Source organism: Actinacidiphila sp. bgisy145 (genome assembly GCF_057708125.1).
Map to the genome: position 1 here is coordinate 1 of NZ_JBYIRL010000017.1, position 21,317 is coordinate 21,317.

A 21,317-nucleotide genomic window follows, 5' to 3' on the forward strand; every position below is an offset into this window, starting at 1 on the left:
CGGCGAGTACGGCTCCGGCTCGTCCGCCACGGCGGCGGCAGCGACGGCGAGTGCGGGGTCGATGTTCCGGGAGGCCAGGATCCTGGCCATCCGGTCCAGGGTTCCGGCACCGGCGAGGGTCTGCGGTTCGCGGGTTCGGGTGCCCATCACAGCTCCTCGGCGTAGGCGGTGGCGGCGTCGACCGGGTTGGTCCACGCGGTGTGAGCGGGCACGTTAGGCCGGAATCCCGGACGGGCCAAACCGGCCCCCGCCCCGCCGGGGGCGTTCATCGCGTCGTTGACCAGGCTCGGCAGCCGCGACGGGTGCCCCTGGATCTCCCCGAAGCGCCGCAGCCCGGCCCGTACGTGCTCCACCGCGATGCCCTCGCCGAGGAGCTTCTTGACCATCCGGCCGAGGTGACCGATCACGTCGCCCGGCGGGCGCTGGTCGCACGAGGCGACGTACTCCCCGACGAGCTGGTTGGCTGAGACGCTGCCCGCGTCGGGCGCACCGCGCCCCGTAGGGAAGAAAGATCCAGGATCCAAGATCCTAGATCCAGACCCCGAGGGTTCCCCGACCTTTCCGGGAGCCTTCCGGGAGGGTTCGGCGAATCCCTTCTGACCTGCGGTTTCATCAGCGGTCTCGCGGTGAGTGCTGTCGGCGGGTTCCGGGGCGGACGTGGCGGTGCCCCGGGCGGGTGCGGGAGGGGTCGGCGTGGGCTGCGCGGGCGGTTCGGGGGTTCCCGGAGGGTTCTCCGAACCCTCCGGGAGGTCTCCGGGAGCCTTCGGGGAGTCCTCGGGGCGCTCGGTGCAGGGTCCCTTGCAGACCCCGCACCGCTGCGGTTCGCACTTCGGGCACGCCGGGAGGCGGGACTGGGAGGGCGTGTCGATCTTCTGGTGCTTGAACCAGGTCGGGTAGTGGAAGTAGCGCCGCCCGTCGCATCCGGTGTACCGGCAGATCGCCCCGGCGTTCTCGAGCTGGGTGAGGTCGTCCTCGACCTGGACCGCGCCGTGCTCGGCGCGCAGCGGCCAGATGATGCCGAAGATGATGGCTGCGTTGTCCCTGTGCCTACCCCAGTCGTCGGCCATGTTGGTCATCGCCAGGAAGGTCACCATGGCGGGGATGCTGACCTCGGCGAGCGTCTCGCTCGTCCAGGTCTCGGGCTTGATCGATCGGATGCGCGGCACGTCAGCGGCCCCGGCCTGCGGCGACCAGGTCGCTGCGGGTGAGGGTGGCGGTGGCGAGGTCCAGGGTGTGGGGGCGGGTCCAGTCGGCTTCCGGCCAGACCCGCAGGACCCAGCGCGCCGCGGTCTTCGCAGCCGTCCGGCTCAGCTCCACCCGTGCCCCGTCCGCGTCCTTCGCGATGGCATGCGGGTGGGGCCAGGTCTGCGTGGGGTCGGTGAGGCTGACGCGCAGGGTGGCCGCGCCGGGAATCATGTCGGCGAGCTGGGCCGCGAGACGCTGCTGCCGGGCTGCATCCGGGCAGGCCGAACTTCCGCCGTCGGCGGTGTGCATGCGATACTCCGTTGTTCGTAGGAGCGCGGGCAGCGGTTCTCGTGCGAAGAGATTGCGCTGCTGCTCGCGCGATGTGAATCGGTGTCCTTCGGGATGCCGGCCCGGCGTCTGGGAGTTGGTAGCTCCCGGGCGCCGGTCGCGTTTGCACCCCGGTCACGGTTCTCCCGTACGCATCTCCCCCTCCCGTCCGGCGTGCCGCCGGTCCTTGATCCGCTTGTGCGGGGACCAGAACCATAGGGCGAGCCTTCGCCGCAAGTCCAGCGTCTTCACACACCATCCCACCAGGCGTGCAACACTGGATTGGTCGGATATCGAGAGAACCGTACATCGCATTTGCGTCTGCTCGTCAAGTACGATGTCGCCAGCGGAGACAGAATGCGGCGCGAGCGCAAGCAGAGTGGATGGCTTTCGCACCCGCCACCGGAGGAGCAACGATGACCGAGCAGCAGGAGCCCCGCAGCGTGGCGGACCTGCTCGACCGCCTGTTCCGGGAGGTGCATCCCGCGGGGCGCGGCCCGTACACGTACGCGGAGGTCGCCGAGGGCGTACGGGAGTCGACGGGGTTCTCCCTCACCGCGAGCGCCATCCAACAGCTGCGGACCGGGAAGAACGAGAACCCGAAGATGGCCACGATCCGCGCGCTGGCCGCCTTCTTCGGCGTGCCTCCCAGCTACTTCTTCGAGGAAGAGGTGGCGGCACGGACGCTGGCCGAGATCGACGTGGTCACAGCGATGCGCGACGCGGACGTCCGCAGAGTCGCCCTGCGCGCCAACGGCCTGAGCACCGGCAGCCTGCAGATGGTGGCCGCCGTGATCGACCAGGCCCGCCGGCTGGAGGGGATTCCCGAGGACACCGCCGAGGCCGGGCTCCTCAGCGAGGATTGAGCGAAGCGGTGGGCGTTTTCAGCGTTGCCTCTCCGGGGTGAGGACAGTTTTGCTGACGACACTCATGGGGCCGGGCTGATGCGGGATCCGCGGAAGATCTGCCAAGACTCGAGCCGTGCCATGCCTTGCTCGACAAGCGCCCAGGCTGCGGACAGGGCCCGGTTCCTGGTCCGTTCGGTGAGGGTGAGTTCACCGCCTGGTGATGGTGGCCCAGTCCCGTTCGAGATCCAACTCAAAACGGTGGAACGCTGGGCTGTCCTTGCGGGTGGGAGTTGGTGGGACTATCTGGCTGCGCGCCCAACGCGAGCCAACTGACCTTGACGCTTTGTAGCCGTACAGCACGCGCTCGTGCCCGCGGGGTCGCGGCGACCAGCCGTTCTGGGCTACTTGCTGGGCCGCCCTGTGGCTGCCTGCGCAGGTCGCGATGTGTGCCGGGGTGCGCTCATGTCGAGGAGCGTGACGGCATCGTGCTCGGGCGTGCCGGGGGTAGTGACGTAGACGCCGAGCCGGTGGCCGGGGGTGCCTTCGAGCTGCATGCCCTGGAAGTTGAGGGTGATCTCGCCGACCTGGGGGTGGTGGAAGGTCTTGGGCTTGCGCGTGTGGGGGCTGCGGGTGACGTGGTAGCGGTCCCACAGTTTCGCGAAGTCCGGGCTTTTCAAGAGAAGTTCGCCGATCAGGTTGGCCAGATCCGGGGCGTCGGGGTCGGTGCCGGCCAGGGCGCGCAGGCGGGCGACGCATCCGACAAGCTGGGTGTCCCAGTCGGCGTAGAGATCGCGGGCTGCGGGGTGGAGGAACATGAAGCGCGCGAGGTTGCGCTGTTTCGCGGGCCAGTCCTCGATACCGGCATACAGAGCGAGCGCACTGGGGTTGTGCGCGAGGATGTCCAGGGTGCGGCTGGTGACGTAGGCCGGTTGGGGCCGCAGGCTCTCCAGCAGCAGCTTGACCTGCGGGTTCACGGTACGGCTGGGGGCAGGTGGCGGTTCGGGGGCGTGCCGGGCGGCGCGGATCACCAGGTCTTGGAGGTGTTCGAGCTCGTCGGTGTCGAGTTTCAAGGCGCGGCCCAGGGCGTCGACCACGGACAGGCTGGGGCGGGTTTCCTTGCCGCGTTCCAACCGGGTGTAGTAGTCGATGCTCACTCCGGCCAGCGCGGCGACCTCCTCGCGGCGCAGCCCCGGGGTTCGGCGCACCCCGGCGCCGGGGGTGAAGCCGACCTCGGCCGGGGTCACCTGGGTGCGCCGGGCACGCAGGAACCGGCCCAGTTCCGTGCCGCCGCTGTCGTTGTGCCGCTGTTCCGCCATGCCTTCCAGTGTGACCCGCAGGTCATCAGCGTGCTTCGGCCCAGGGGCGCCCTGCGACACCCCCCCTGGGGCTCCCGGGAAAGGCTCGCCCTGCCAGGCGGCCGGCAGATCGGGAACGGTGGAGAACGCGGACATCCGCGCTCCTGCGGATGATCACCTCCCGGAACGAGAGCAGGCACCATGCCGGACCAGGAACAGACCCGAGCCCAGCAGCTCCTCGGCGACACCGCGCCCGAGCTGGTCCGGCTCACCGACGACGTGCTCTTCGGCCAGGTGTGGGCCGATCAGGGGCTATCGCGGCGCGACCGCAGTCTGGTCACCGTCGCGGCGCTGGTCACCCTCTACCGTCCCGAGCAGCTGGACTCGCATCTGCGGCTGGCCCTCGCCAACGGCCTGAGCAAGGACGAGCTGGTGGCGGCCCTCACCCATCTGGCGTTCTACGCCGGATGGCCCAGCGCAATGTCCGCGATGACCCGCCTGAAGACGATCACCGAGGAATAGGGCGGAACAGCAAGAGCCTCCACCTTCGCCTCCCGGACTTTGTTCAGCAGAAAGGGCACCACCGTGCGTGCAACCCGTCTCCACCAGGCCGGCGACATCCGTGTCGAGGACGTCGCGGACCCGAAGATCCAGCAGCAGACCGACGCCCTCGTGCGCATCGTGATGGGCTGCATCTGCGGCAGCGACCTGTGGCCCTACAAGTCGCAGCCGCTCACCGACAGCCCCCGCCAGATGGGCCACGAGTTCCTCGGCGTCGTCGAGGAGACCGGCCCCAAGGTCACGAGCATCAAGCCCGGCGACCTGGTCGTCGCCCCCTTCACCTACGCGGACGGTACCTGCGAGTACTGCCGCAGCGGCCTGCACACCTCCTGCCCGCACGGCGGCCCGTGGGGCGTGAGCGGCGTCGACGGCGGACAGGGCCAGGCCACCCGCGTCCCCTACGCCGACGGCACCCTCGTCCCACTGCCCGTCACCGAGGACTCCGAGCTGCTGCCGGACCTGCTCACCCTGTCCGACGTGCTGTGCACCGGCTACCACGCCGCCCGCACCGCCGGCGTGAAGGCCGGCGAGACCGTCACCGTCATCGGCGACGGCGCGGTCGGCCTGTCCGCGGTGATCTCCGCGAAGCTCCTCGGGGCCGAGCGGATCATCCTCATGGGCCGCCACACCGCGCGCACCGACCTCGGACGCGACTTCGGCGCCACCGACGTCGTCGCCGCACGCGGCGAGGACGGCGTGGCCGCGGTCCGCGAGCTGACCTCGGGCCGCGGCGCCGAACGGGTCCTGGAGTGCGTGGGCCTGGAGGACGCACTTGTCCAGGCCGCCGGTGTGGCCCGTGACGGCGGTGTGATCAGCCGCGTCGGCGCCCCGCAGTACCCGGCAGTGCCCTTCGGGTTCCCGGAGTTCATGCGCAACCTGACCCTCACCGGTGGCGTGGCTCCCGCCCGCGCCTACATCGAGGAACTCATGCCACACATCCTCAACGGCGAGATCCACCCCGGCCGGGTCTTCGACCGCACCGTCCCGCTGGAGCAGGTCGCCGAGGGATACCGGCTCATGAACGACCGCGAAGCCCTCAAGGTCATCGTCCGCCCCTGACCGCTACACAGCCCAGTAGTGGGCACCCGACCCGCGAACCACCCCCGCGGCGGCTCAGCCGCACCACACCGCATCGAACGGATGGAACCTGATGAAGCACATCACCTTGCGTGACCTGGAGGTCTCCCGGATCGGACTCGGAGCCATGGGCATGTCCCAGGGCTACACCGGTGCCGGAACCGACGACGCGGAGTCCATCCGCACCATCCACCGGGCCCTTGACCTGGGAGTCACGTTCATCGACACCGCCGAGATCTACGGCCCCTACATCAACGAGGAACTCGTCGGCCGCGCCCTGAAGGGTCGCCGCGACCAGGTCGTCCTGGCCACCAAGTTCGGCCTCGTCTCCCACGCGGGCGGCGGACCGCAGAACGTGGACAGCAGCCCGGCGAACATCCGCACCGCGGTCGAGGGCTCCCTAAACCGGCTGGGAACCGACCACATCGACCTGTACTACCAGCACCGCGTCGACCCCGAAACGCCGATCGAGGAGACCGTCGGCGCGCTGGCCGACCTGGTCGCCCAGGGCAAGATCCGGCACATCGGTCTGTCCGAGGCCGGCCCTGACACCATCCGCCGCGCCCACGCTATCCACCCCATCACCGCGCTGCAGTCCGAGTACTCGCTGTTCACCCGAGACCCCGAAGCACGGGTGCTGCCGGTGCTGCGCGAGCTGAACATCGGCTTCGTACCCTTCTCCCCCCTCGGCCGTGGCTTCCTGACCGGCGCGATCCGCTCCACCGACCAGTTCGACCCCACCGACTTCCGCGCCAACAACCCACGCTTCTCCGAGGAGAACTTCGAACACAACCTCCGCCTGGCCGACCAGGTCGCGACCGTCGCCAGCCAGGTGGGCGCCACCCCGGCACAGGTCGCGCTGGCCTGGCTGCTCGCCCAGGGCGACGACATCGCGCCCATCCCCGGCACCAAGCGCGTGGCACGGATCGAGGAGAACGTCGCAGCCGACCAGGTGCACCTCACCGACGACCAGCTCGCCGAGCTCACCAACCTGCCGCCGGCGGCCGGCGACACCCACAACGAGGCCCAGATGCGCATGATGGAACGCTGACCGGCCCCCTCACATCGCCTTCCCACCTCGCAACATCCCGGGAGAACCCGTGCAGCACGTCACCTTGAACAACGGCGTCCAGATGCCGATCCTCGGCTTCGGCGTCTTCCAGATCCCCGCCGACAAGACCGAGCAGGCCGTCACCGACGCCCTGGCCGCCGGCTACCGCCTGCTGGACACCGCCGCCGCCTACGGCAACGAGGAAGCCGTCGGCCACGCCATCAAGTCCAGCGGCATCCCCCGCCAGGACCTGTTCGTCACCACCAAGCTGTGGGTCCAGGACGCCCCCGCGCAGGACAACACCCGCCGCGCCCTGGAGACCTCGCTGACCAAGCTGGGCCTGGACCACGTCGACCTGTACCTGATGCACCAGCCCTTCGGCGACGTCTACGGCCAGTGGCGCGCCATGGAGGCCGCCAACCGCGAGGGCCTGGCCAAGGCCATCGGCGTGGCCAACTTCTACCCCGACCGGCTCCTGGACCTGATCTTCAACAATGAGATCACCCCGGCCGTCAACCAGATCGAGACCCACCCGTTCTTCCAGCGCACCGCCGACCACGACCTCATGCGCGAGCACGGAGTCCAGCACCAGTCCTGGGGCGGCTTCGCCGAAGGCAAGAACGACCTGTTCACCCACCCCGTCCTCAGCCAGATCGGCACCGCACACGACAAGTCCGTCGCGCAGGTCGTGCTGCGCTGGCTCATCCAGCGGGGCATCGTCACCATCCCCAAGTCGGTCAACCCCGACCGCATGACACAGAACATCGACGTCTTCGACTTCGAGCTCACCGACGACCAGATGCAGCAGATCGCCGCCCTCGACACCGGATCGACGCTGTTCTTCGACCACCACGACCCCGAGATGGTCGCCTGGCTCAGCAAGCGCCGCCTGGACAACTAAGCGACCAGAACACCGCCAGGCAGGGCCACTGCCGGAGCGGAATCCCCGAGTCCCGGGGCCTCCGCCCGGCCCGGCCACGCCACCGACCCGCGCGGAAGCCACCACCGCGATCCCATACCAGCACCGCACCGCCCGGCCGAGCCGACGCTCCATCCTGCGCGGGGCACTGATGACAGGAGCCGCCGTTGTGACCGGGACCCATCTGGCAGGCTGCTCGACTTCAGCACCCGAGCCCGACGCCGCTGCGCCTTCCCGAACCTCCGCTCAAAACGGAGGCAGAGAGCAGCGAGTGCTGCTGGCCTACTTCTCCCGCCCGGGCGAAAACTACTTCAACGGCGGCCGTATCAACCTGAAGGTGGGCAACACCGAGGTGCTTGCCCGAAAGATCATCGGGCTCATCACCTGCGACACCTACCGCATCCAGGCCGCCGACCCCTACGCGCGCGACTACGACGCGACCGTGCAGCGCAACGTCCGCGAGCAGGACTCCAACGCCCGCCCGGCCATCGAAGGCCGCCTACCGTCTCTCGACGGATAGGACACGATCCTGCTCGCAAGCCCGATATGGAACGTCAGAGCACCCATGATCATGCTGACGTTCGCCGAGGCCCTCGACTTCCACGGCAAGACCGTCCACCCGGTCACCACCTACGCCATGAGCGGCCTGGGTAACACCGGACGCGACTACGCCACCTCATGCCCCGGCGCGACCATTGCGCTCGGCCTCGCCGTACGCGGCGAGGAAGTCGAAAGCTCCAACAGCCAGATCAAGGCATGGCTGCACAGCACCGGCCTACCCCTGCGCTGAGCGACTCGGCCGCCGGCACCCCACCGAGCCGCCGGAACACCGCACCGCTCGAATACCGGCCCTTCACCAGTGCAGTCCCCCGGCGTGAAGCAACAGTCCATGCGCAGGTCAGCGCGATGGCCAAGCGCCTGGCGGACCACCGCGTCCTCCCGTCGGCCACCCGCACGTGCAAGGTGACCGCCTCCGGATCAGGCGCGGTGAACATCACGTGGTGCTCGGTGCGTCCGGCGAGCACCACGGCCACGACTTCCCTGAACCGGGCGAACATCTCGTTGCTGGACGCGTCAGCACCACGCGGTGGAACGCGATGTCCTGCACCAGATAGGCGGCCAGGTCCGCCCCGCGCCCCGCCGCAGCCATCTCCGCAGCCAGCACGGTGAGTTCGCGGCACTGTTCGGACGTGGCCCCGGCCGCGGCCAGCCCTCCAACTCGTCAATCCGCAGCACCGTAGGGGGCGCGTACTCGCCCGAGGCGATGGCCAGGCCGAGTTCGGCCAGCGCGCTGGAGTGCAGGCCGCCGCCCTCACCGCGCTCCCGCTGGTCGGGCGGGGATCCCTGCACTGGGCCGCCACCCGAGCAGTGGCCGTCCTGAAAACGCTCGGTGACCGATCAGGAGCCGGGAGGTTTCGCCCCACTCTCCATCAGCGCGATCACGCGGAGCCTGTCACTGCGCGCGGGCCGGAGGGCAACGGTACGAACGGCGACCTCGCGCCCGCGGTGGTAGGGAAGCTTGACCCTGCGCAGGGCACCGTCGCCGTGGTCGACCATCTCCCACCGGTCCCAGATCCGTCGCGCGTCCGGCGCGCCGGCGAGGATGTCCCGCTCCAGGAGCCGCAGAGCCTCGTTCTTCGGATGGTTGCCTCGCTCGTACCGGATCTGCCCGAGGTAGGGGCGGGCCCAGTCGTCCTCCCAGTTCACCAGTTGCTCGCGGGCCTCGGGGCTGAGGAAGGTCCACCGCATCTGGTTGGCCTCACGGATCGCTCCGGGGAACCAGCGCCTCGCGGACTCGTTGTGGCCGATCATGTTCCACGCCACGTCCGTCACCACAACCGGGTGGGGCATGAGGCTGTCGATGAAGTGCTGGAGGGTCCCGTCCATCTCCTCGGCAGCGTCCGCCGCCGGCACCGCGGCCAGCGCGGGCGGGTGCCCCACGGCCAGCACGAACAGGATCTGCCGCTCCGCACGGCTCAGCCGCAACGCGGTGGAGACCTTGTCGAGGAAGTCGGTGGAGTAGTTGGCACGCCTGCCCTGCTCCAGCCGGCCGTACCACCGCGGAGTACGACCGGCCAGCCAAGCCACGTCAGCCTGGGTCAGCCCCTCACCCCGCCGCTCATGCCACGGCAGACCCCGAATCGTCCGCGGGTCCACCCGCTTGCGCCACGCGCGCAACAGCTCCGGCAGGGACTGCCCGTCAGTATCGCCAAGGTCGAGCTGTCCGTGCCGGGAGTCCATGGCGGCGAGACTAGGTCGCATCATCGTGTGACATGGGACACAAAACGCCGGGGCCGCACCTCAAAGGATCACGAAACCGTCATTCAGCGTAGTTACGCGTAGTCGCCGGCAGCCGGTTCGACCCGCCTCCGTCCCCCGTCACAACTCCCGGGCCGCGCAAACAGATCACCGGCGGTCTCGCGCACCTACCCCCTCCGGCACATCCGCCGGCCCGGCACCGCACACTCGGGCAGCTGGTCACCCGCTGTGCACGAGAGGCACCGTTCGTGGAAGCGCGAGTTCCAGCTACGCCTTGGCATCCTCCTGCCATCGCCACGAGCAGGTCGGTTCACAGACCGCCCCGAGGGGAGACGCAGACATGGGTATGCCGTTGCCGGAAGTCGAGGACAACCGACTGCGGACAGCCTGCGAAGAGCAGGTCGACCGCCTACGCCTTCCCCACCGCTTCACCACGCGCGACCTGCGCGACTCCATCGCCGCCCTGCGGGACAAGCCGATCCTGCTCAAACCCCTGAGCACGCTCGGCGCGCTCGGCGCGCTCGACGCGCCGTGCGGCATCCGGCTGGAGACGCCTGCGGCAGACCTCCTGTTCTACGAGGAGGGGACGTCCGTCCACCACCAGCGGCACATCCTCACGCACGAGCTGTGCCACATCTACTGCGACCACCCCGGCACTCTCGAGATCGACGCGGACGCGGCGCACGTCCTCGGGGTGAACCCCACCCTGGTCCTCCGCATGTCGGGGCGTACGAGCTACTCGACCACCGACGAACGCGAAGCCGAGACGATGGCGACGATCATCCGCCAGCGCATGTACCGCGAACGTGAAGCACCGTCCCGCCGACCGGGCAGGGGCACCGAGAGCTGGGACGCCCTCTTCTCACAGGCCATCAGGCGGGGTCGGCTGCGCTCGAGATGAACGTGATGAACGTCGTGTTCCTTGGCGTGGCCGGCCTGCTCGCCGCGGCCGCCGGCTACTGGAGCCTCGACCGGGGCACGCCCCGCCCAGCCGGCACCCGCACCGTCGGAGCGCTCCTCGGTTCCTTCGCGATCGCCTTCACCCTCAACTCACCACTGGGCGCGAACGCCGCCGACACGGCGGTACCGCACCTGGACCGGCTGCTGAGCAACTGCTCCTCGCTGACGGCCGCGCACCTCGTCCTGGCCGTGTGCGTCCACCTCACCGTCGAACCCGCGCAGGCACGACGCCTGGTCCGGATCAACCTGGCCCTCCTCGCCGCCACAGTCCTCGGGATGACCACGCTGTTCACCTACCGGCAGACGGTCCACGACTCCCCGCAGGCGTACGCGCTCTACGTGCTGCTGTACATCTCCTACCTCAGCTACGCCATCATCGGCTTCGCGCAGCAGACGCTGCGGCAGTCGGCAGCCGCGCCCCGAAGCAGCGTCCGACTCGGCCTGAGCCTGGCCACAGGCAGCTGCGCCTTCGCCCTGATGTACACCGCGTACAAGCTGAGCGTCGTGGCCTCCCTGGGCCTTGGCCTGAACGCCATCCCGGACAACACCGGATGCTCGTCGCTGGCCACCGCGCCGTGCTTCTTCGGCATGACGTGCCCGCTGCTCTCGATGCTGCTGCTCTGCATCGGACTGACGCTGCCCGCCGTGGCCTACCCGATCAGCCAGGCCCGCCGCTGCCACTGGGAGGAGCGCTCCCTCGCCGCGCTCGGCCCGCTGTGGAACGACCTGGCCGCCGCCATGCCGCACATCGTCCTGCACCACGACCGATGCCCCGCAGCCGAACCGGACTTCAGGCTCCAGCGCCGCGTGATCGAAATCAACGACGCCATCCTCGCCCTCCGCCCTTACCGCTCCCAGAACTTCCTCGAAGCCGTCGAGCGCGCTACCAAGGCGGACACGCCTGAAAGGGACGCGGCCATCGAAGCCGCCGCGGTGAAAGCAGCGCTGACGGAGCTGCATGCCGGCAGACTCGCCGAAGAGATCGCCCCGCGGAGAAGGGCGGCGGTGTCCCGTAAGGATCTCCGCGAAGACACCGAGTGGCTGGTGCGCGTCTCCGATGCCTACGCGTGTCACGGACCCGTGCTCGCATAGCTTCGGCAGGGGGACAAGGAAAAGTCCAGGCAGCTATGGGCAACCGCGCTCGCAACCCCTGACGCCGTGAACTCCGGAGCAGGCACATCTGCCCTGTCGTCGGTTACACGTCGCCTCGTGGTCGGCCGGGCAGGAGCAGTTCGGCGTAGGGGACGTTCCAGACGGTGGGGTGGGTGATGCCGTGGCCGTGGTGGCCGTCCTCGCCGAAGGCGTCGCCGTGGTCGGCGCACAGGACGACGAGCCAGGGCCCGGCATCGGGGAGCGCGTGGAAGAGGCGGCCGAGGTGGGTGTCGGCGTAGGCGAGGGCGGCGCACTGGCTCTCCCAGGAGTCGGCGGTGGCGCCGGGGAGGTAGCCGTGGGTGGGGGTGTGGGTGGCGGAGACGTTGAGGAAGAGGAAGAGCGGCTGGGCCGGGTCGCGGTTGTCCAGGGCCTTGAGGGCGAGGCCGGTCTGGTGGCGGGTGGAGTCGGGGCTGTCGGGGCCGGTGTCCGGGCTCCAGTGGCTCTCCTGGAAGAGGGCGGGCAGGACACTGCCGAGCGGGGTTTGCCGGGAGAAGAAGCCAACACCCCCGATGCAGACGGTGCGGTAGCCCGCAGCGGCCAGGCCGGTGACGATGTCGGGTGCGTCGAAGACGTGGGTGCGCGGGCCGATGGTGGTGCCGCGCGGGGTCTGGCAGGCGAAGAGCCGGTGGGGCCGGTCGGGGCCGGAGGGCACGGGCAGGAAGCCGGCGAAGAAGGACATGTGCGCGGGCAGGGTGAATGACCCCTGGGTGCGCCGCTCTTCCCATTTCCCGCCGGGTAACAGGGCTGCGAGGTGCGGGGTTTGGCCGGCATGGAGGGCGGCGCGGGCGACGTCGTAGCGCAGGGAGTCGAAGGTGACGAACAGGATGTGGTGGGTGCCGATGACGTCGTTGGCGTTGATCACCGTGCCGGTGTTCCTCGGTTCTGGCGTTAGTTCTCGGGTGGGGTGGTGTGGAGTTCGGGCGGGAGGAGGCCGCCGGTGGCGCGGACTTCGCGGCTGGCTTCGATGACGTCCTTGACGGTGTCGATGCCGCGCCAGTAGCCGGACAGGCGGTAGCCGACGAGGCGGCCGTCGCGGGCGAGTTCGGGGAAGGTGCTGTCCTCGTGGTCGCCCAGGTCGGGGAGCATGGGCACGACGTCGGGGTTGAAGACGTAGATGCCTGCGTTGATCCAGTACGGCAGTTCCGGTGACTGCCTGAAGCCCCGGATGCGGTTGCCGTCGACGAGGTCGGCGACGCCCCAGTTGGAGCGGTACGGCGACAGTGCGACGGTGACCGCGCCGTGGTTCTCCTCGTGGTAGTCGGCGAACGCGGTGAGGGAGAAGGAGCTGATGACGTCGCCGTTGAGGACGTAGAACGGGGAGTCGGGCTCGGGCAGGTGGCGTGCGGCGAACTTCAACCCCCCGCCCCGGCCGAGCGGTTCGGCTTCGATGGCGTAGCGGACGTCCTTCAGGCCGAAGCGGGCACCGTCGCCGACGTAGTCGCTGATCATCTCGTGCTTGTAGCCACCGCTGATCGTCACGGAGGTGATGCCGTGCTGGGCGAGCCACACGAGTTGGTAGCCGACGATGGGTGCGCCGGCGACGGGCACCATCGCCTTGGGGGCGTCGTCGGTGTAGGGGCGCATGCGGGTGGCCTGGCCGCCTGCCAGGATCAGCGCCTGCGGAACGGGTGTTGCGGACATGTGCGGGTACTCCTCCTACGGTGACGCCGGGGTGGCGCCCATGGCAGGCATCCTGACAGCGGACCCCGCCCGGCGAACGGACCGACGCCGACGCCGCCCGTGATCGATGCGCGGAAAACCGGGAGCCGAGCGACCGGCCGGCCGAAGCGGCCCGGTGGACGTCCGCTGTACGCACCAGGCAACCGTGCGGCTACGCTGAGCGGTACCGTGAAAACGGTGCGCGAGCATGAAACCCTTGAAAACCCGCGGATCTCGCAGGAGTTGACCGGGATGGCTCAGCAGACTCCACGCAACACCGGTCTGGCGGCACTGCTCGACGAGGCCGACTGGTCACTGACCCAGTGCGCCCGGGCGGTCAACCGCGCCGGCCAGGAGGCCGGCCTGTCGCTGCACTACGACCAGAGCGCAGTGAGCCACTGGGTGAGCGGAACCATGCCGCGCGCCAAGGTGCGGCCGATCATCGTCGAGGCGTTCGCACGGAAGCTGAAGCGGCCCGTCACGCCTGCCGAGGCCGGTTTGGCGGATATCGGCCCTTCCCCGAACCCCGGAAGCGGAGAGACTGTTGACGATCTCCTCGAACTCGGAAAGGCGGACATGGACCCTTCCCGCCGGGGCGTGCTGACCAAGGCGCTGTACTCCGCCGCCCTCGTCGTGCCCGGATACCCCGAACTCGCCGGCGCCGACCGGACCGCGACCGCCCGGCGCACGGCCCGGGTCGGCGCGGGCGAGGTGGAGACCGTCCGGTCGATGACCGAGCGGATCGCCGACATCCTCGACCTGTTCGGCGGCGGCCACGCACGCCCCATGGCCGCGGCCTTCCTGGTGAACACCGTCGCGCCGTACCTGCGGGCCGACGCGACCTCCGCGGTCCGCGCGGACCTGCTCTCGGCCGCCTCCGACCTGGTCTACCTGACCGGCTGGATGGCGATGTACGAACGCGAGCACGGCCTCGGCCAGCGCTACTACGTCAAAGCGCTCGGCCTGGCCGGCGCCGCCGAGGACCACATCACCTACTGCCGCACCCTGCGCGGGATGAGCCTGCAAGCCGGCAACCTCGGACACGGCACCAAAGCGCTCCAACTCGCCGACGCCGCAGCCGAAGCCTCCCCCAAGGCAGGCCCCCGGCTGCACGCCTTCCTCGCCGGCCAGCAGGCCGCCTCCGCCGCCATGACCGGAGACCGCGGCACCGCCTTCTCACGCCTCGCCGAAACCGAGACCGCACTGTCCAAGGCCGACTCCCGCAAGGACGCCGTCGGCGGCTACGACCTGTCCGCGTACCTCTTCCACACCAGCACCGTCCTGTACCACCTCGGCGACCTGCCCGGCTCCATCAAGGCCATGCAGGACTGCCTGCGCACCCAACCCGAGCAGGAACGGCAAGGACGCGTCCACGCCAACGGACTCCTCGCCCAACGGCAGTCCGAACTCGGCCACCTCGACGCCGCCTGCGCCACCTGGACCGCCTTCCTCGGCGACTACGAACAGGTCTCCTCCGCACGCGGCGACGAACACTTCGACACGATGCGCACGATGATCCGCACCCACCGCACCGCCCGCCCCGTACGGGCCTTGCATGAGCGCGCCCGCCAGGTCGCCGCCCGCAAAGGCACCGTCGTATAGAGCCGTCGCGGAACGTGCAGAGAGCCACTCCTACGAGGTCATAGCCCGGAGCGTCGGCGACGCTCCGGGCTTTCATGGCTTTCATGCCCCGCACCTCCCCGTGCAGTACCGCTTTGCGTGCACACACGGTTGCGTAGTGCAGGCAAGAGGCCGACGCCGAACTCCGGTGCCGCGCTTTCACGCGTCAGGAGGTGTGACCTTGAACGCCAGCAGCATCCACTGGAGCAGGCTGAATCTGACCTGCGAGCCGTCCGCCGTCCGGTACGCCAGGACCCACGCACGGGAGGCCCTTGAGCGATGGGGCGCGGTCCCCGACGCCGTGGCGGACGCGCTGACGATCGTGTCCGAACTGACCGGCAACGCGGTACGGCACGCGGGTGGCTCCTCCTGCCCGCCGGAGCCGCGGGATGACAGGCGAAGCGTCCGCGAGTGCTCACTCGCACTGTGCGCCAGCCTGGACAGCCTCCACATCACCATGCGCGATGCGAGCGATCAACCTCCCATCCTTCGGCCGTTGTCCGGCGAGGCTCAAAACGGTCGGGGGCTGCATCTCGTCGCCGCGCTCAGTCACGGTGTGTGGGGCTACCACCTGGTGCCGCACGGGAAGGGCAAGGTCGTCTGGGCGCAGCTCCGGCTGCTGTTACCGACAGCCCCTCCGGTGCGCCCTGACGAGTTGTGGGAACCCCACACTCGACGTCGCATCGCTCGCGCTCGGGGTACTCGCGCAAGCAGCGAAAGCACGACTGTTTCTGTCGCTCGGACCATTCCGTCAACGGCACGTCCTCATCATCACGAAGGCAACGGAGATCCAGCTACGAAGAGGAACCTCACACCTTCTGGTCCGACCTCCTCTTCTGAACTGTCGAGCAGTGCCCGCGCATGCCGCGCGATGACCGTGGTGACCGACCACGGAAGCACGGCAACGGCAGACCCACACGGTTAGCCGTAACGCCTCTCTGCTCCGCTTCAGCGGCATGCCCGCAGGCGTCACCCACGTCGCCGTACGCACTTCCGTCCCCGTGCGGGCGGCAGCGGGCACCTGTGCCGCTGGAGCGGCCCCTTCCCCGCTCCGGCCACGCCGAGTCAAGCAGGCATCCAAACCCCCAGCTCCCCTTAGGGCGTGACGGACTCACGGCACACCTGGCCGGAGCGGGCCAACACCCCTTCATACGAAGCGATCCGACGAAAGAGCCGTACGTGATGCCTCACCGCAGCGCCAGCCGCCGCTTCATCTGCGGTCGACGGAGCCTCGTACCGGCCCAGCTCGCCGAAACGGCCCTGGGCATGGCCCACACCGCCGAACCGGCCTGGGACGGCCTGGTGTATGACCCCGACGAGGTCTACAAGCTGCTCGTCTGCACGCTCCAGCAGCACCGCGGCCCGGTCCACCACAGCGTGGTGATGAACCTGCGCGGCCCGGACGCCGGCACCATCTGGGCCGCCTGGCGGGACAGCATCGAGCCCTACCTGGCCATCACGCTCCCCGACTGCCCCGCCACGACCGCCGACGGCGGTGAGGCGTGCAGCGAGTACGCCGGCCACCCCGGCGCCCACAGCTGGGACCTCAGCGACCCTCGACCGCAACCGGACCTCTCCGCGCTCTTCGGTCCGCTCCTCGCCGACCGGGCCCGGCCCCCCGACGGCCGCGTGCTCGACGCCACCAGCCGATTCCACCGTCCCACCACGAACAGGACACCCGCACGATGAACCCCGCGGTCCCCGCGCCCACCGCTTTACCCGCCACCGCGCCCGACACCACGCCCAGCTCGGTACGGCGGTGGTTGATCACTACGACCACCGGCGAGCGCACCACCGGCTATCTGCCGCCCTGGGCCACCGAAGACCCCAGCGAACAGGACGTGCTCCCGGAGGAGTTGGCCGCGCGCCTCACCGACATCCGCCACGTCACCGAGTTCCCCGGGCAGGTCCTGCACGCGTACCCGCCCGGCAACGGGACGGACGCGCCGGAGGGGTTGGAGATCCTGCGCTCCAGCATCACCTGCACGCCCTATGCCGGGGTGACCGAGCCGGCGATCCCGGTCGCCACGGTGTGGGTCGCCGACGCGTACCAGATCACTGGCCTCGATCCGGCAGGCCTGACCGAGATCGTCCAGGGGCTGCGCGCGGTGGCCGACCGGCTCGACCGCGTCGTCATCCCCCAGCTCAACGACATCCGCGCCGAATGGACCACCCACCACACCTCCGGAACGGGGGCCCGCCAGTGAGCACCGACACACCCGCCGCCACGGGCCCTGAGAGCACCAGCGCCAGCCAACTCGCTCGCATTGCCGCGTCGTTCGCGGCCGGTCAGGTCAGCGCTCGGGCCCTGTATGCCCACCACCTCGCGTTCCTCCGTGAGAAGGCCGGCCTGTCCCTCCAGGGGTTGGCCGATCAGTGTCACTACGAGCAGTCCTACCTCCACCGTCTGGAGACCGGCGGCCGTCTCGGCACTCTCACCGTCGCCCAAGCCCTCGACCGCTACTACGGCACCGGCACTCTCCTCGCCGGCCTGTGGCGCCTGGCCAAACGGGAAGCCAAACGCGCGGCCGGCGGACTCACCGCCCTGGAAGCCGCCGCGACCAGCATCCAGGAATACGCCCTCACCACCATCCCTGCCCTGCTCCAGACGCCCGCGTACGCCGAAGAGCAGCTCGCCACCACCATCCCGCAGTCGCCGGAAGCCCTGGCCGCACAGCTCGACGCGCTCCGCGAACGCCAAGCCCGCCTCACCGCCACCACACCCCACCCGGTCCGCTACCGCGCCGTCCTCGACGAGTTGGTCCTCCACCGCCGCGCCCGCAGCCAGGCGACCTGGGACGGCCAACTCGACCGCCTCATCGCCACCGCCCACGAACCTGCGGTCACCTTGCAACTCCTCCCGCTGCACGCAGGGCCTCACGACCTCCGCGGCCCCCTCCAGCTGCTGTCCTTCCGCGCCCGCAACCCCCTCGCCTACGCGCACGGCACCCTCACCGACCACCTCACCGACGACCCCGACGACGTCGAGGAACTCAGTCGGCAGTACGACCAGCTGCGTGATGTGGCCCTCACTCCCGCGCAGACCATCGAGCACCTCCACGCCCTGCGCACCGGCACCCGCTGACCAACCAACTCCACACCCACTCAGGAGCCATCGGACATGAGCCTCACGACCCTGCTCACCAAACCCACCGTCACGCCGCCCCCCGACCCCGAGCCCACCGTGACGCCGCGCACCTGGACGATCAGCACCATCGAGGGCATCACCCTCACCGGCCGCCAGCCCGACTGGTCCATGGACGACCCCAGCCGGACCGACATCACGCTGGACCAGGCCATGAACCACCTGCGCGAACACGCCCACTACACGATGCTGCCCGTCGACCCGGTCCTGCCGCCCGCCACCCTCGACATCGAGATCAACGGCACCCGCTACCGCGAGTCCACCAGCCTGATGTTCGCCTCCCAGATCGCCTGCCACCCCTACTCCCCGCAGCCGCACCAGCAGGTCCCCACCGCCAGCCTCACGATCATCGAAGAGTGGGACTTCGAGGGCCTCTCCCCTGCCGACCTCGCCCGCTTCGCCACCCAAATCCGCACCCAGGCCGACTACTTCGAGACCACCGTCCTCCCCACCCTGACCACCGCCCGCGAGGACTGGGCCACCCACCACCCCACGCCCCCCGCCGACAACGAGAGCAAGGCCGATCTCCCGTGATCCGCCACTGGAAGATCGCCCTCATCGCCGGCTGGACCGGCATCGCCCTGATCGCTGCCCTGGCCCTGACCATCGGACTCGTCCTCGGCCTGGCCATCGCCGGCCAACCCGCCCCCTGATGCAGGAAACCTTCAGCAAACCGCCGGTGTGATGCCGGCGATTGAACAGCTTGGGAGCAGGGATGCCATCACGTGCTGGGACTCGGCCCAGAAGGCTCTGTCAGGAACCGGCGGCCGTCACATGGGCCCGCGAAAGGGAGGGGCTGACCAAGCGGGCCCTGGCCGCTCGGGTCGGGATCTCCGAGCAGCTCATGGGCGACATCGAGTCAGGCCGGCGCAACGCCACGCCCGCCAATCTGATCAAGATCGCCCAGGCGCTGAACTGTCCACTCGTGATCCTGGAACGCAAGCGCGGGGACGCCATTGCCGATGCCGCCGGCTGACAACTGCGCAGCAGCGGGCGCCGGTTAGGCGCGCCCCGTGCTTTCCCGGGGCCGCCGCACCAGCCTGGGCGGCCAGTGCATGAACACCGCGGTCGTCGTGGACTGGACGAAGCTCTGCGACCTGCTGGTCTCGGTCGATGCCGAGGGGCGCACCTGCGTCGTCGATCCCGGCATCGTCTTGGACGAGCCGAACCGTCAACTCGCCCCGTAGTTCTGGTGTCCCTCTCCCGGCGGTCGGGCCAGGTACCCGCGGTGCCTCGCCCCGTATGAAAAGGGCTCTCTGGTGACGGCGCCGGATACGGGTCGCCGGCAACGAGAGGACGTGATGTCGTGCGAGCCGCATTCCTGACCCCGGGCGAAGGAGTCGAGCAGCTTGAGCTGACCTCACCGTGGGAGGGAGGGCCTGTCCGGCGTCGGCGCGACGCCGTCGCTGATCGCGCCCGACGGGGGGAGGTCCAGAGGTTCGACCACCTGGACAAGGCCGATATTTCCCCGCCGGCCTCGCCGTGCGCGAGGCGTCGGTGGACGACTTCGACGTGCTGGTACTACCCGGCGGTGTGGTTAACCCCGACATGCTGCATCAGGACACCGAGCGCTCTAACTCGCCGGGGCTTCTTCCTCGAGGGCAAGCCGGTAGCGGCGATCGGCCATGCGCCGTGGACGCTGATCGAGGCGGGCACGGCCCGCGACCGCACCCTCACCTCGTGGCCGAGTCTGCAGACCGATCTGCGCAACGCAGGAGCAACGTGGGTGGGCCAGAAGTGGAAATCTGCACGGTGAGACCCAACACCCTGATCACCAGCCGTAGGCACGGCGACCTGCCGGCTTTCAACCGCACCGTCCTCCGGCAGTTGCGGCCACCGGCCTGAGCGGTCCCCCGCCGCTCCCCGCGCTCGCCCGTCGCCGACCAGCCGATGACCTACCGTGCGTATTCTGCGAGCCGCACACGACGCGCTCCTGGCACGGGCCCATGCCCCGAACCGCACATCACCCGAACAGCGGCATCTCGCAAGCCGCCTGGCCCGCTGCGCCAACGCCGCCAACCTGCCCGCCGGCGGCTACACGGTCCAAGGTTCTTGATCGGGCGACGCCGCGAAAGGTACCGTCGGCCTTCACCGATACCGCTGTCCGGCGAACCTCGCAGGCGCCAGGTTGTCGGCCGTACCGTCCCGGTTGGTGGTCGACACCCAGGCGATCGGCCGCGGCACGACCACCGAGGTCAGAAGCCGGTAGAACGCATTCCGGTCCGTCTGGGCAGGATCGAAGTCGATACGCATGCGGCCAGTATCCACGCGTTCGGCGTCGCCCCTACCAGGGGCTCGCGCCGCGACCAAACCTTCGGTTCTCCGGACAGTGCCCGGTATCGGACGACCACTGGACCGAAAGCCGAGCCCGTGACCACCACCCCACCGCCCCTTGGGACGATCTCACCATCCCGCCCCATACCCGCCAGCGCGGCGTCAGCGCAGCCCGCCGGAGGCGAAAACAACGTCGCCCGTGATCCATGCGGCATCCCGGGAGGCAAGAAGAGCCACCGCGGAGCCGACATCGCCGGCTTGCCCGAGACGGCCGAGCGGCGTGGTGGCGACCACCCTGGCGACGTTCTCGCCGTTGATGAGGCCGAGCGCTCGGGCGCCTTCGGTGTCGGTGGCACCCGGAGCGACGGCGTTGACCCGAATGTTCTGCGGCCCAAGTTCGTTGGCCAGAACTCTGGTCAGCGTGGTGAGGGCGCCCTTGGTCGAGGTATAGAGGGCCGAGCCGGGGGTGTTGCTGGAGATGTCGGAGGTCGAGATGTTCACTATCGACCCGCCGCCTTCGGGCACCTGCTTGACGAAAGTCTGGCAGGTAAGGAACACGCCGAGCACGTTGGTCCGGTACTGCCGGTCGAATTCGCTCGGCGTGACGTCCTCGAACGGCTGGAAGGAGTAGACCGCCGCGTTGTTCACCAGCGTGTCGACCGGACCGAGAGCAGCGTTGGCCTGCTGGAACATACGCTCGACGTCGTCAGGGCTGCCGACGTCGCCGGCCACCGTCACGGCCCTGCCGCCGTTGCCGACAATACTGGCAACGGCTGCTTCGGCGGCCGGGCGGTCGGCCGCGTAGTTCACCGCGACCGCGGCACCGGCAGCGGCAAGCGCGGAGGAGATTCCCCGGCCGATGCCCTTGCCTCCTCCGGTCACCAAGGCGACACGTCCGTTCAGGTCGACCATTGTCCTGCTCCTCGCTTCAGCACTGACTTCCTGACGAGTCGACGGTATACAGGCGGCTTACCGATCGTAAGGA

The 21,317-nt window shown here is 69.5% G+C and carries 24 protein-coding genes and 5 pseudogenes; 19 read left to right on the top strand and 10 right to left on the bottom strand.

Annotation, left to right across the window (positions count from 1 at the left end; genetic code table 11):
- Window positions 1–146: 146 nt before the first annotated feature.
- Window positions 147–1,166, bottom strand: coding sequence for a hypothetical protein (locus AC3ERT_RS16935; protein ID WP_435175117.1), 1,020 nt, complete (start codon window positions 1,164–1,166; stop codon window positions 147–149).
- Window position 1,167: 1 nt separating this feature from the next.
- A complete protein-coding gene (locus AC3ERT_RS16940) occupies window positions 1,168–1,494 on the bottom strand; it encodes a transcriptional regulator (protein WP_435175119.1) in 327 nt (108 codons plus the stop codon).
- A gap of 434 nt (window positions 1,495–1,928) precedes the next feature.
- Between AC3ERT_RS16940 and AC3ERT_RS16945 the strand changes: the two genes are divergently transcribed.
- A complete protein-coding gene (locus AC3ERT_RS16945; protein WP_435175121.1) occupies window positions 1,929–2,378 on the top strand; it encodes a Secondary metabolite protein in 450 nt (149 codons plus the stop codon).
- 18 nt (window positions 2,379–2,396) lie between these two features.
- Here AC3ERT_RS16945 and AC3ERT_RS16950 read toward each other — a convergent pair.
- Window positions 2,397–2,578 (bottom strand): annotated as a pseudogene (locus AC3ERT_RS16950) (IS5/IS1182 family transposase); the annotation flags it as partial.
- 183 nt (window positions 2,579–2,761) lie between these two features.
- Entirely contained in the window at window positions 2,762–3,676 is a 915-nt protein-coding gene (locus tag AC3ERT_RS16955; RefSeq protein WP_435175284.1) for a helix-turn-helix transcriptional regulator, read from the bottom strand.
- Between the two features lie 180 nt (window positions 3,677–3,856).
- On the opposite strand from AC3ERT_RS16955, the gene AC3ERT_RS16960 reads away from it, so the two are divergent.
- The 6 genes from AC3ERT_RS16960 (at window position 3,857) to AC3ERT_RS16985 (ending at window position 8,053) form a co-directional block, all read left to right on the top strand.
- Window positions 3,857–4,177, top strand: coding sequence for a carboxymuconolactone decarboxylase family protein (locus AC3ERT_RS16960; RefSeq protein WP_435175123.1), 321 nt, complete (start codon window positions 3,857–3,859; stop codon window positions 4,175–4,177).
- Between the two features lie 63 nt (window positions 4,178–4,240).
- Entirely contained in the window at window positions 4,241–5,275 is a 1,035-nt protein-coding gene (locus AC3ERT_RS16965; RefSeq protein WP_435175125.1) for an alcohol dehydrogenase catalytic domain-containing protein, read from the top strand.
- A 91-nt stretch (window positions 5,276–5,366) separates the two neighbouring features.
- A complete protein-coding gene (locus AC3ERT_RS16970; RefSeq protein WP_435175127.1) occupies window positions 5,367–6,344 on the top strand; it encodes an aldo/keto reductase in 978 nt (325 codons plus the stop codon).
- Window positions 6,345–6,393: 49 nt separating this feature from the next.
- The gene (locus tag AC3ERT_RS16975; protein WP_435175129.1) at window positions 6,394–7,245 is read left to right on the top strand and encodes an aldo/keto reductase; all 852 of its coding nucleotides are present in this window, start codon (window positions 6,394–6,396) and stop codon (window positions 7,243–7,245) included.
- A gap of 289 nt (window positions 7,246–7,534) precedes the next feature.
- Entirely contained in the window at window positions 7,535–7,783 is a 249-nt protein-coding gene (locus AC3ERT_RS16980; protein WP_435175131.1) for an NADPH-dependent FMN reductase family protein, read from the top strand.
- A 9-nt stretch (window positions 7,784–7,792) separates the two neighbouring features.
- A complete protein-coding gene (locus AC3ERT_RS16985; protein ID WP_435175286.1) occupies window positions 7,793–8,053 on the top strand; it encodes a flavodoxin in 261 nt (86 codons plus the stop codon).
- A gap of 127 nt (window positions 8,054–8,180) precedes the next feature.
- Here the strand turns inward: AC3ERT_RS16985 and AC3ERT_RS16990 are convergent.
- Window positions 8,181–8,476 (bottom strand): annotated as a pseudogene (locus tag AC3ERT_RS16990) (FCD domain-containing protein); the annotation flags it as partial.
- A gap of 185 nt (window positions 8,477–8,661) precedes the next feature.
- A complete protein-coding gene (locus AC3ERT_RS16995) occupies window positions 8,662–9,504 on the bottom strand; it encodes a helix-turn-helix transcriptional regulator (protein WP_488180737.1) in 843 nt (280 codons plus the stop codon).
- A gap of 358 nt (window positions 9,505–9,862) precedes the next feature.
- On the opposite strand from AC3ERT_RS16995, the gene AC3ERT_RS17000 reads away from it, so the two are divergent.
- Together AC3ERT_RS17000 and AC3ERT_RS17005 are read left to right on the top strand one after the other, a co-directional pair.
- On the top strand, window positions 9,863–10,423 hold the full coding sequence (locus AC3ERT_RS17000) for a regulator component (protein WP_435175135.1): 561 nt from the start codon (window positions 9,863–9,865) through the stop codon (window positions 10,421–10,423).
- A gap of 5 nt (window positions 10,424–10,428) precedes the next feature.
- Complete coding sequence (locus tag AC3ERT_RS17005) at window positions 10,429–11,574, top strand: MAB_1171c family putative transporter (protein ID WP_435175137.1); 1,146 nt, start codon at window positions 10,429–10,431, stop codon at window positions 11,572–11,574.
- A 103-nt stretch (window positions 11,575–11,677) separates the two neighbouring features.
- Here the strand turns inward: AC3ERT_RS17005 and AC3ERT_RS17010 are convergent, their stop codons facing one another.
- Both AC3ERT_RS17010 and AC3ERT_RS17015 read right to left on the bottom strand, forming a co-directional pair.
- The gene (locus AC3ERT_RS17010; protein WP_435175139.1) at window positions 11,678–12,496 is read right to left on the bottom strand and encodes an STM4013/SEN3800 family hydrolase; all 819 of its coding nucleotides are present in this window, start codon (window positions 12,494–12,496) and stop codon (window positions 11,678–11,680) included.
- Between the two features lie 26 nt (window positions 12,497–12,522).
- Window positions 12,523–13,275 carry a nucleotidyltransferase family protein gene (locus tag AC3ERT_RS17015; protein WP_435175141.1) on the bottom strand — a complete coding sequence of 251 codons (753 nt, stop codon included), beginning with the start codon at window positions 13,273–13,275 and terminating at the stop codon, window positions 12,523–12,525.
- A gap of 270 nt (window positions 13,276–13,545) precedes the next feature.
- Here AC3ERT_RS17015 and AC3ERT_RS17020 point away from each other — a divergent pair, with 270 nt between their 5' ends.
- From AC3ERT_RS17020 to AC3ERT_RS17065, 10 genes and pseudogenes are all read left to right on the top strand, one after another.
- Window positions 13,546–14,895 carry an NsdA family TPR-like regulatory protein gene (locus AC3ERT_RS17020; RefSeq protein WP_435127382.1) on the top strand — a complete coding sequence of 450 codons (1,350 nt, stop codon included), beginning with the start codon at window positions 13,546–13,548 and terminating at the stop codon, window positions 14,893–14,895.
- Complete coding sequence (locus AC3ERT_RS17025; protein WP_435127110.1) at window positions 14,849–15,838, top strand: ATP-binding protein; 990 nt, start codon at window positions 14,849–14,851, stop codon at window positions 15,836–15,838. Before AC3ERT_RS17020 ends, AC3ERT_RS17025 begins: the two co-directional genes overlap by 47 nt.
- Window positions 15,839–16,095: 257 nt before the next feature.
- On the top strand, window positions 16,096–16,602 hold the full coding sequence (locus AC3ERT_RS17030) for a hypothetical protein (RefSeq protein ID WP_435127108.1): 507 nt from the start codon (window positions 16,096–16,098) through the stop codon (window positions 16,600–16,602).
- On the top strand, window positions 16,599–17,120 hold the full coding sequence (locus tag AC3ERT_RS17035) for a DUF6907 domain-containing protein (protein WP_435127106.1): 522 nt from the start codon (window positions 16,599–16,601) through the stop codon (window positions 17,118–17,120). Before AC3ERT_RS17030 ends, AC3ERT_RS17035 begins: the two co-directional genes overlap by 4 nt.
- A complete protein-coding gene (locus AC3ERT_RS17040; RefSeq protein ID WP_435127104.1) occupies window positions 17,117–17,998 on the top strand; it encodes a helix-turn-helix domain-containing protein in 882 nt (293 codons plus the stop codon). Before AC3ERT_RS17035 ends, AC3ERT_RS17040 begins: the two co-directional genes overlap by 4 nt.
- A gap of 36 nt (window positions 17,999–18,034) precedes the next feature.
- Window positions 18,035–18,592, top strand: coding sequence for a DUF6907 domain-containing protein (locus tag AC3ERT_RS17045; protein ID WP_435127102.1), 558 nt, complete (start codon window positions 18,035–18,037; stop codon window positions 18,590–18,592).
- Entirely contained in the window at window positions 18,589–18,711 is a 123-nt protein-coding gene (locus AC3ERT_RS17050; RefSeq protein ID WP_435127100.1) for a hypothetical protein, read from the top strand. The genes AC3ERT_RS17045 and AC3ERT_RS17050 overlap by 4 nt, the downstream gene beginning before the upstream one ends.
- A 62-nt stretch (window positions 18,712–18,773) precedes the next feature.
- Window positions 18,774–19,034 carry a helix-turn-helix transcriptional regulator gene (locus AC3ERT_RS17055; RefSeq protein WP_435127098.1) on the top strand — a complete coding sequence of 87 codons (261 nt, stop codon included), beginning with the start codon at window positions 18,774–18,776 and terminating at the stop codon, window positions 19,032–19,034.
- Between the two features lie 34 nt (window positions 19,035–19,068).
- Window positions 19,069–19,239: pseudogene (locus tag AC3ERT_RS17060) on the top strand (FAD-binding protein); the annotation flags it as partial.
- Window positions 19,240–19,364: 125 nt separating this feature from the next.
- Window positions 19,365–19,903, top strand: a pseudogene (locus AC3ERT_RS17065) (DJ-1/PfpI family protein).
- Between the two features lie 264 nt (window positions 19,904–20,167).
- Here AC3ERT_RS17065 and AC3ERT_RS17070 read toward each other — a convergent pair.
- Both AC3ERT_RS17070 and AC3ERT_RS17075 read right to left on the bottom strand, forming a co-directional pair.
- A pseudogene (locus AC3ERT_RS17070) lies at window positions 20,168–20,311 on the bottom strand (flavin reductase family protein); the annotation flags it as partial.
- A 183-nt stretch (window positions 20,312–20,494) separates the two neighbouring features.
- Entirely contained in the window at window positions 20,495–21,244 is a 750-nt protein-coding gene (locus tag AC3ERT_RS17075; RefSeq protein ID WP_435175143.1) for an SDR family NAD(P)-dependent oxidoreductase, read from the bottom strand.
- Window positions 21,245–21,317 lie beyond the last annotated feature (73 nt).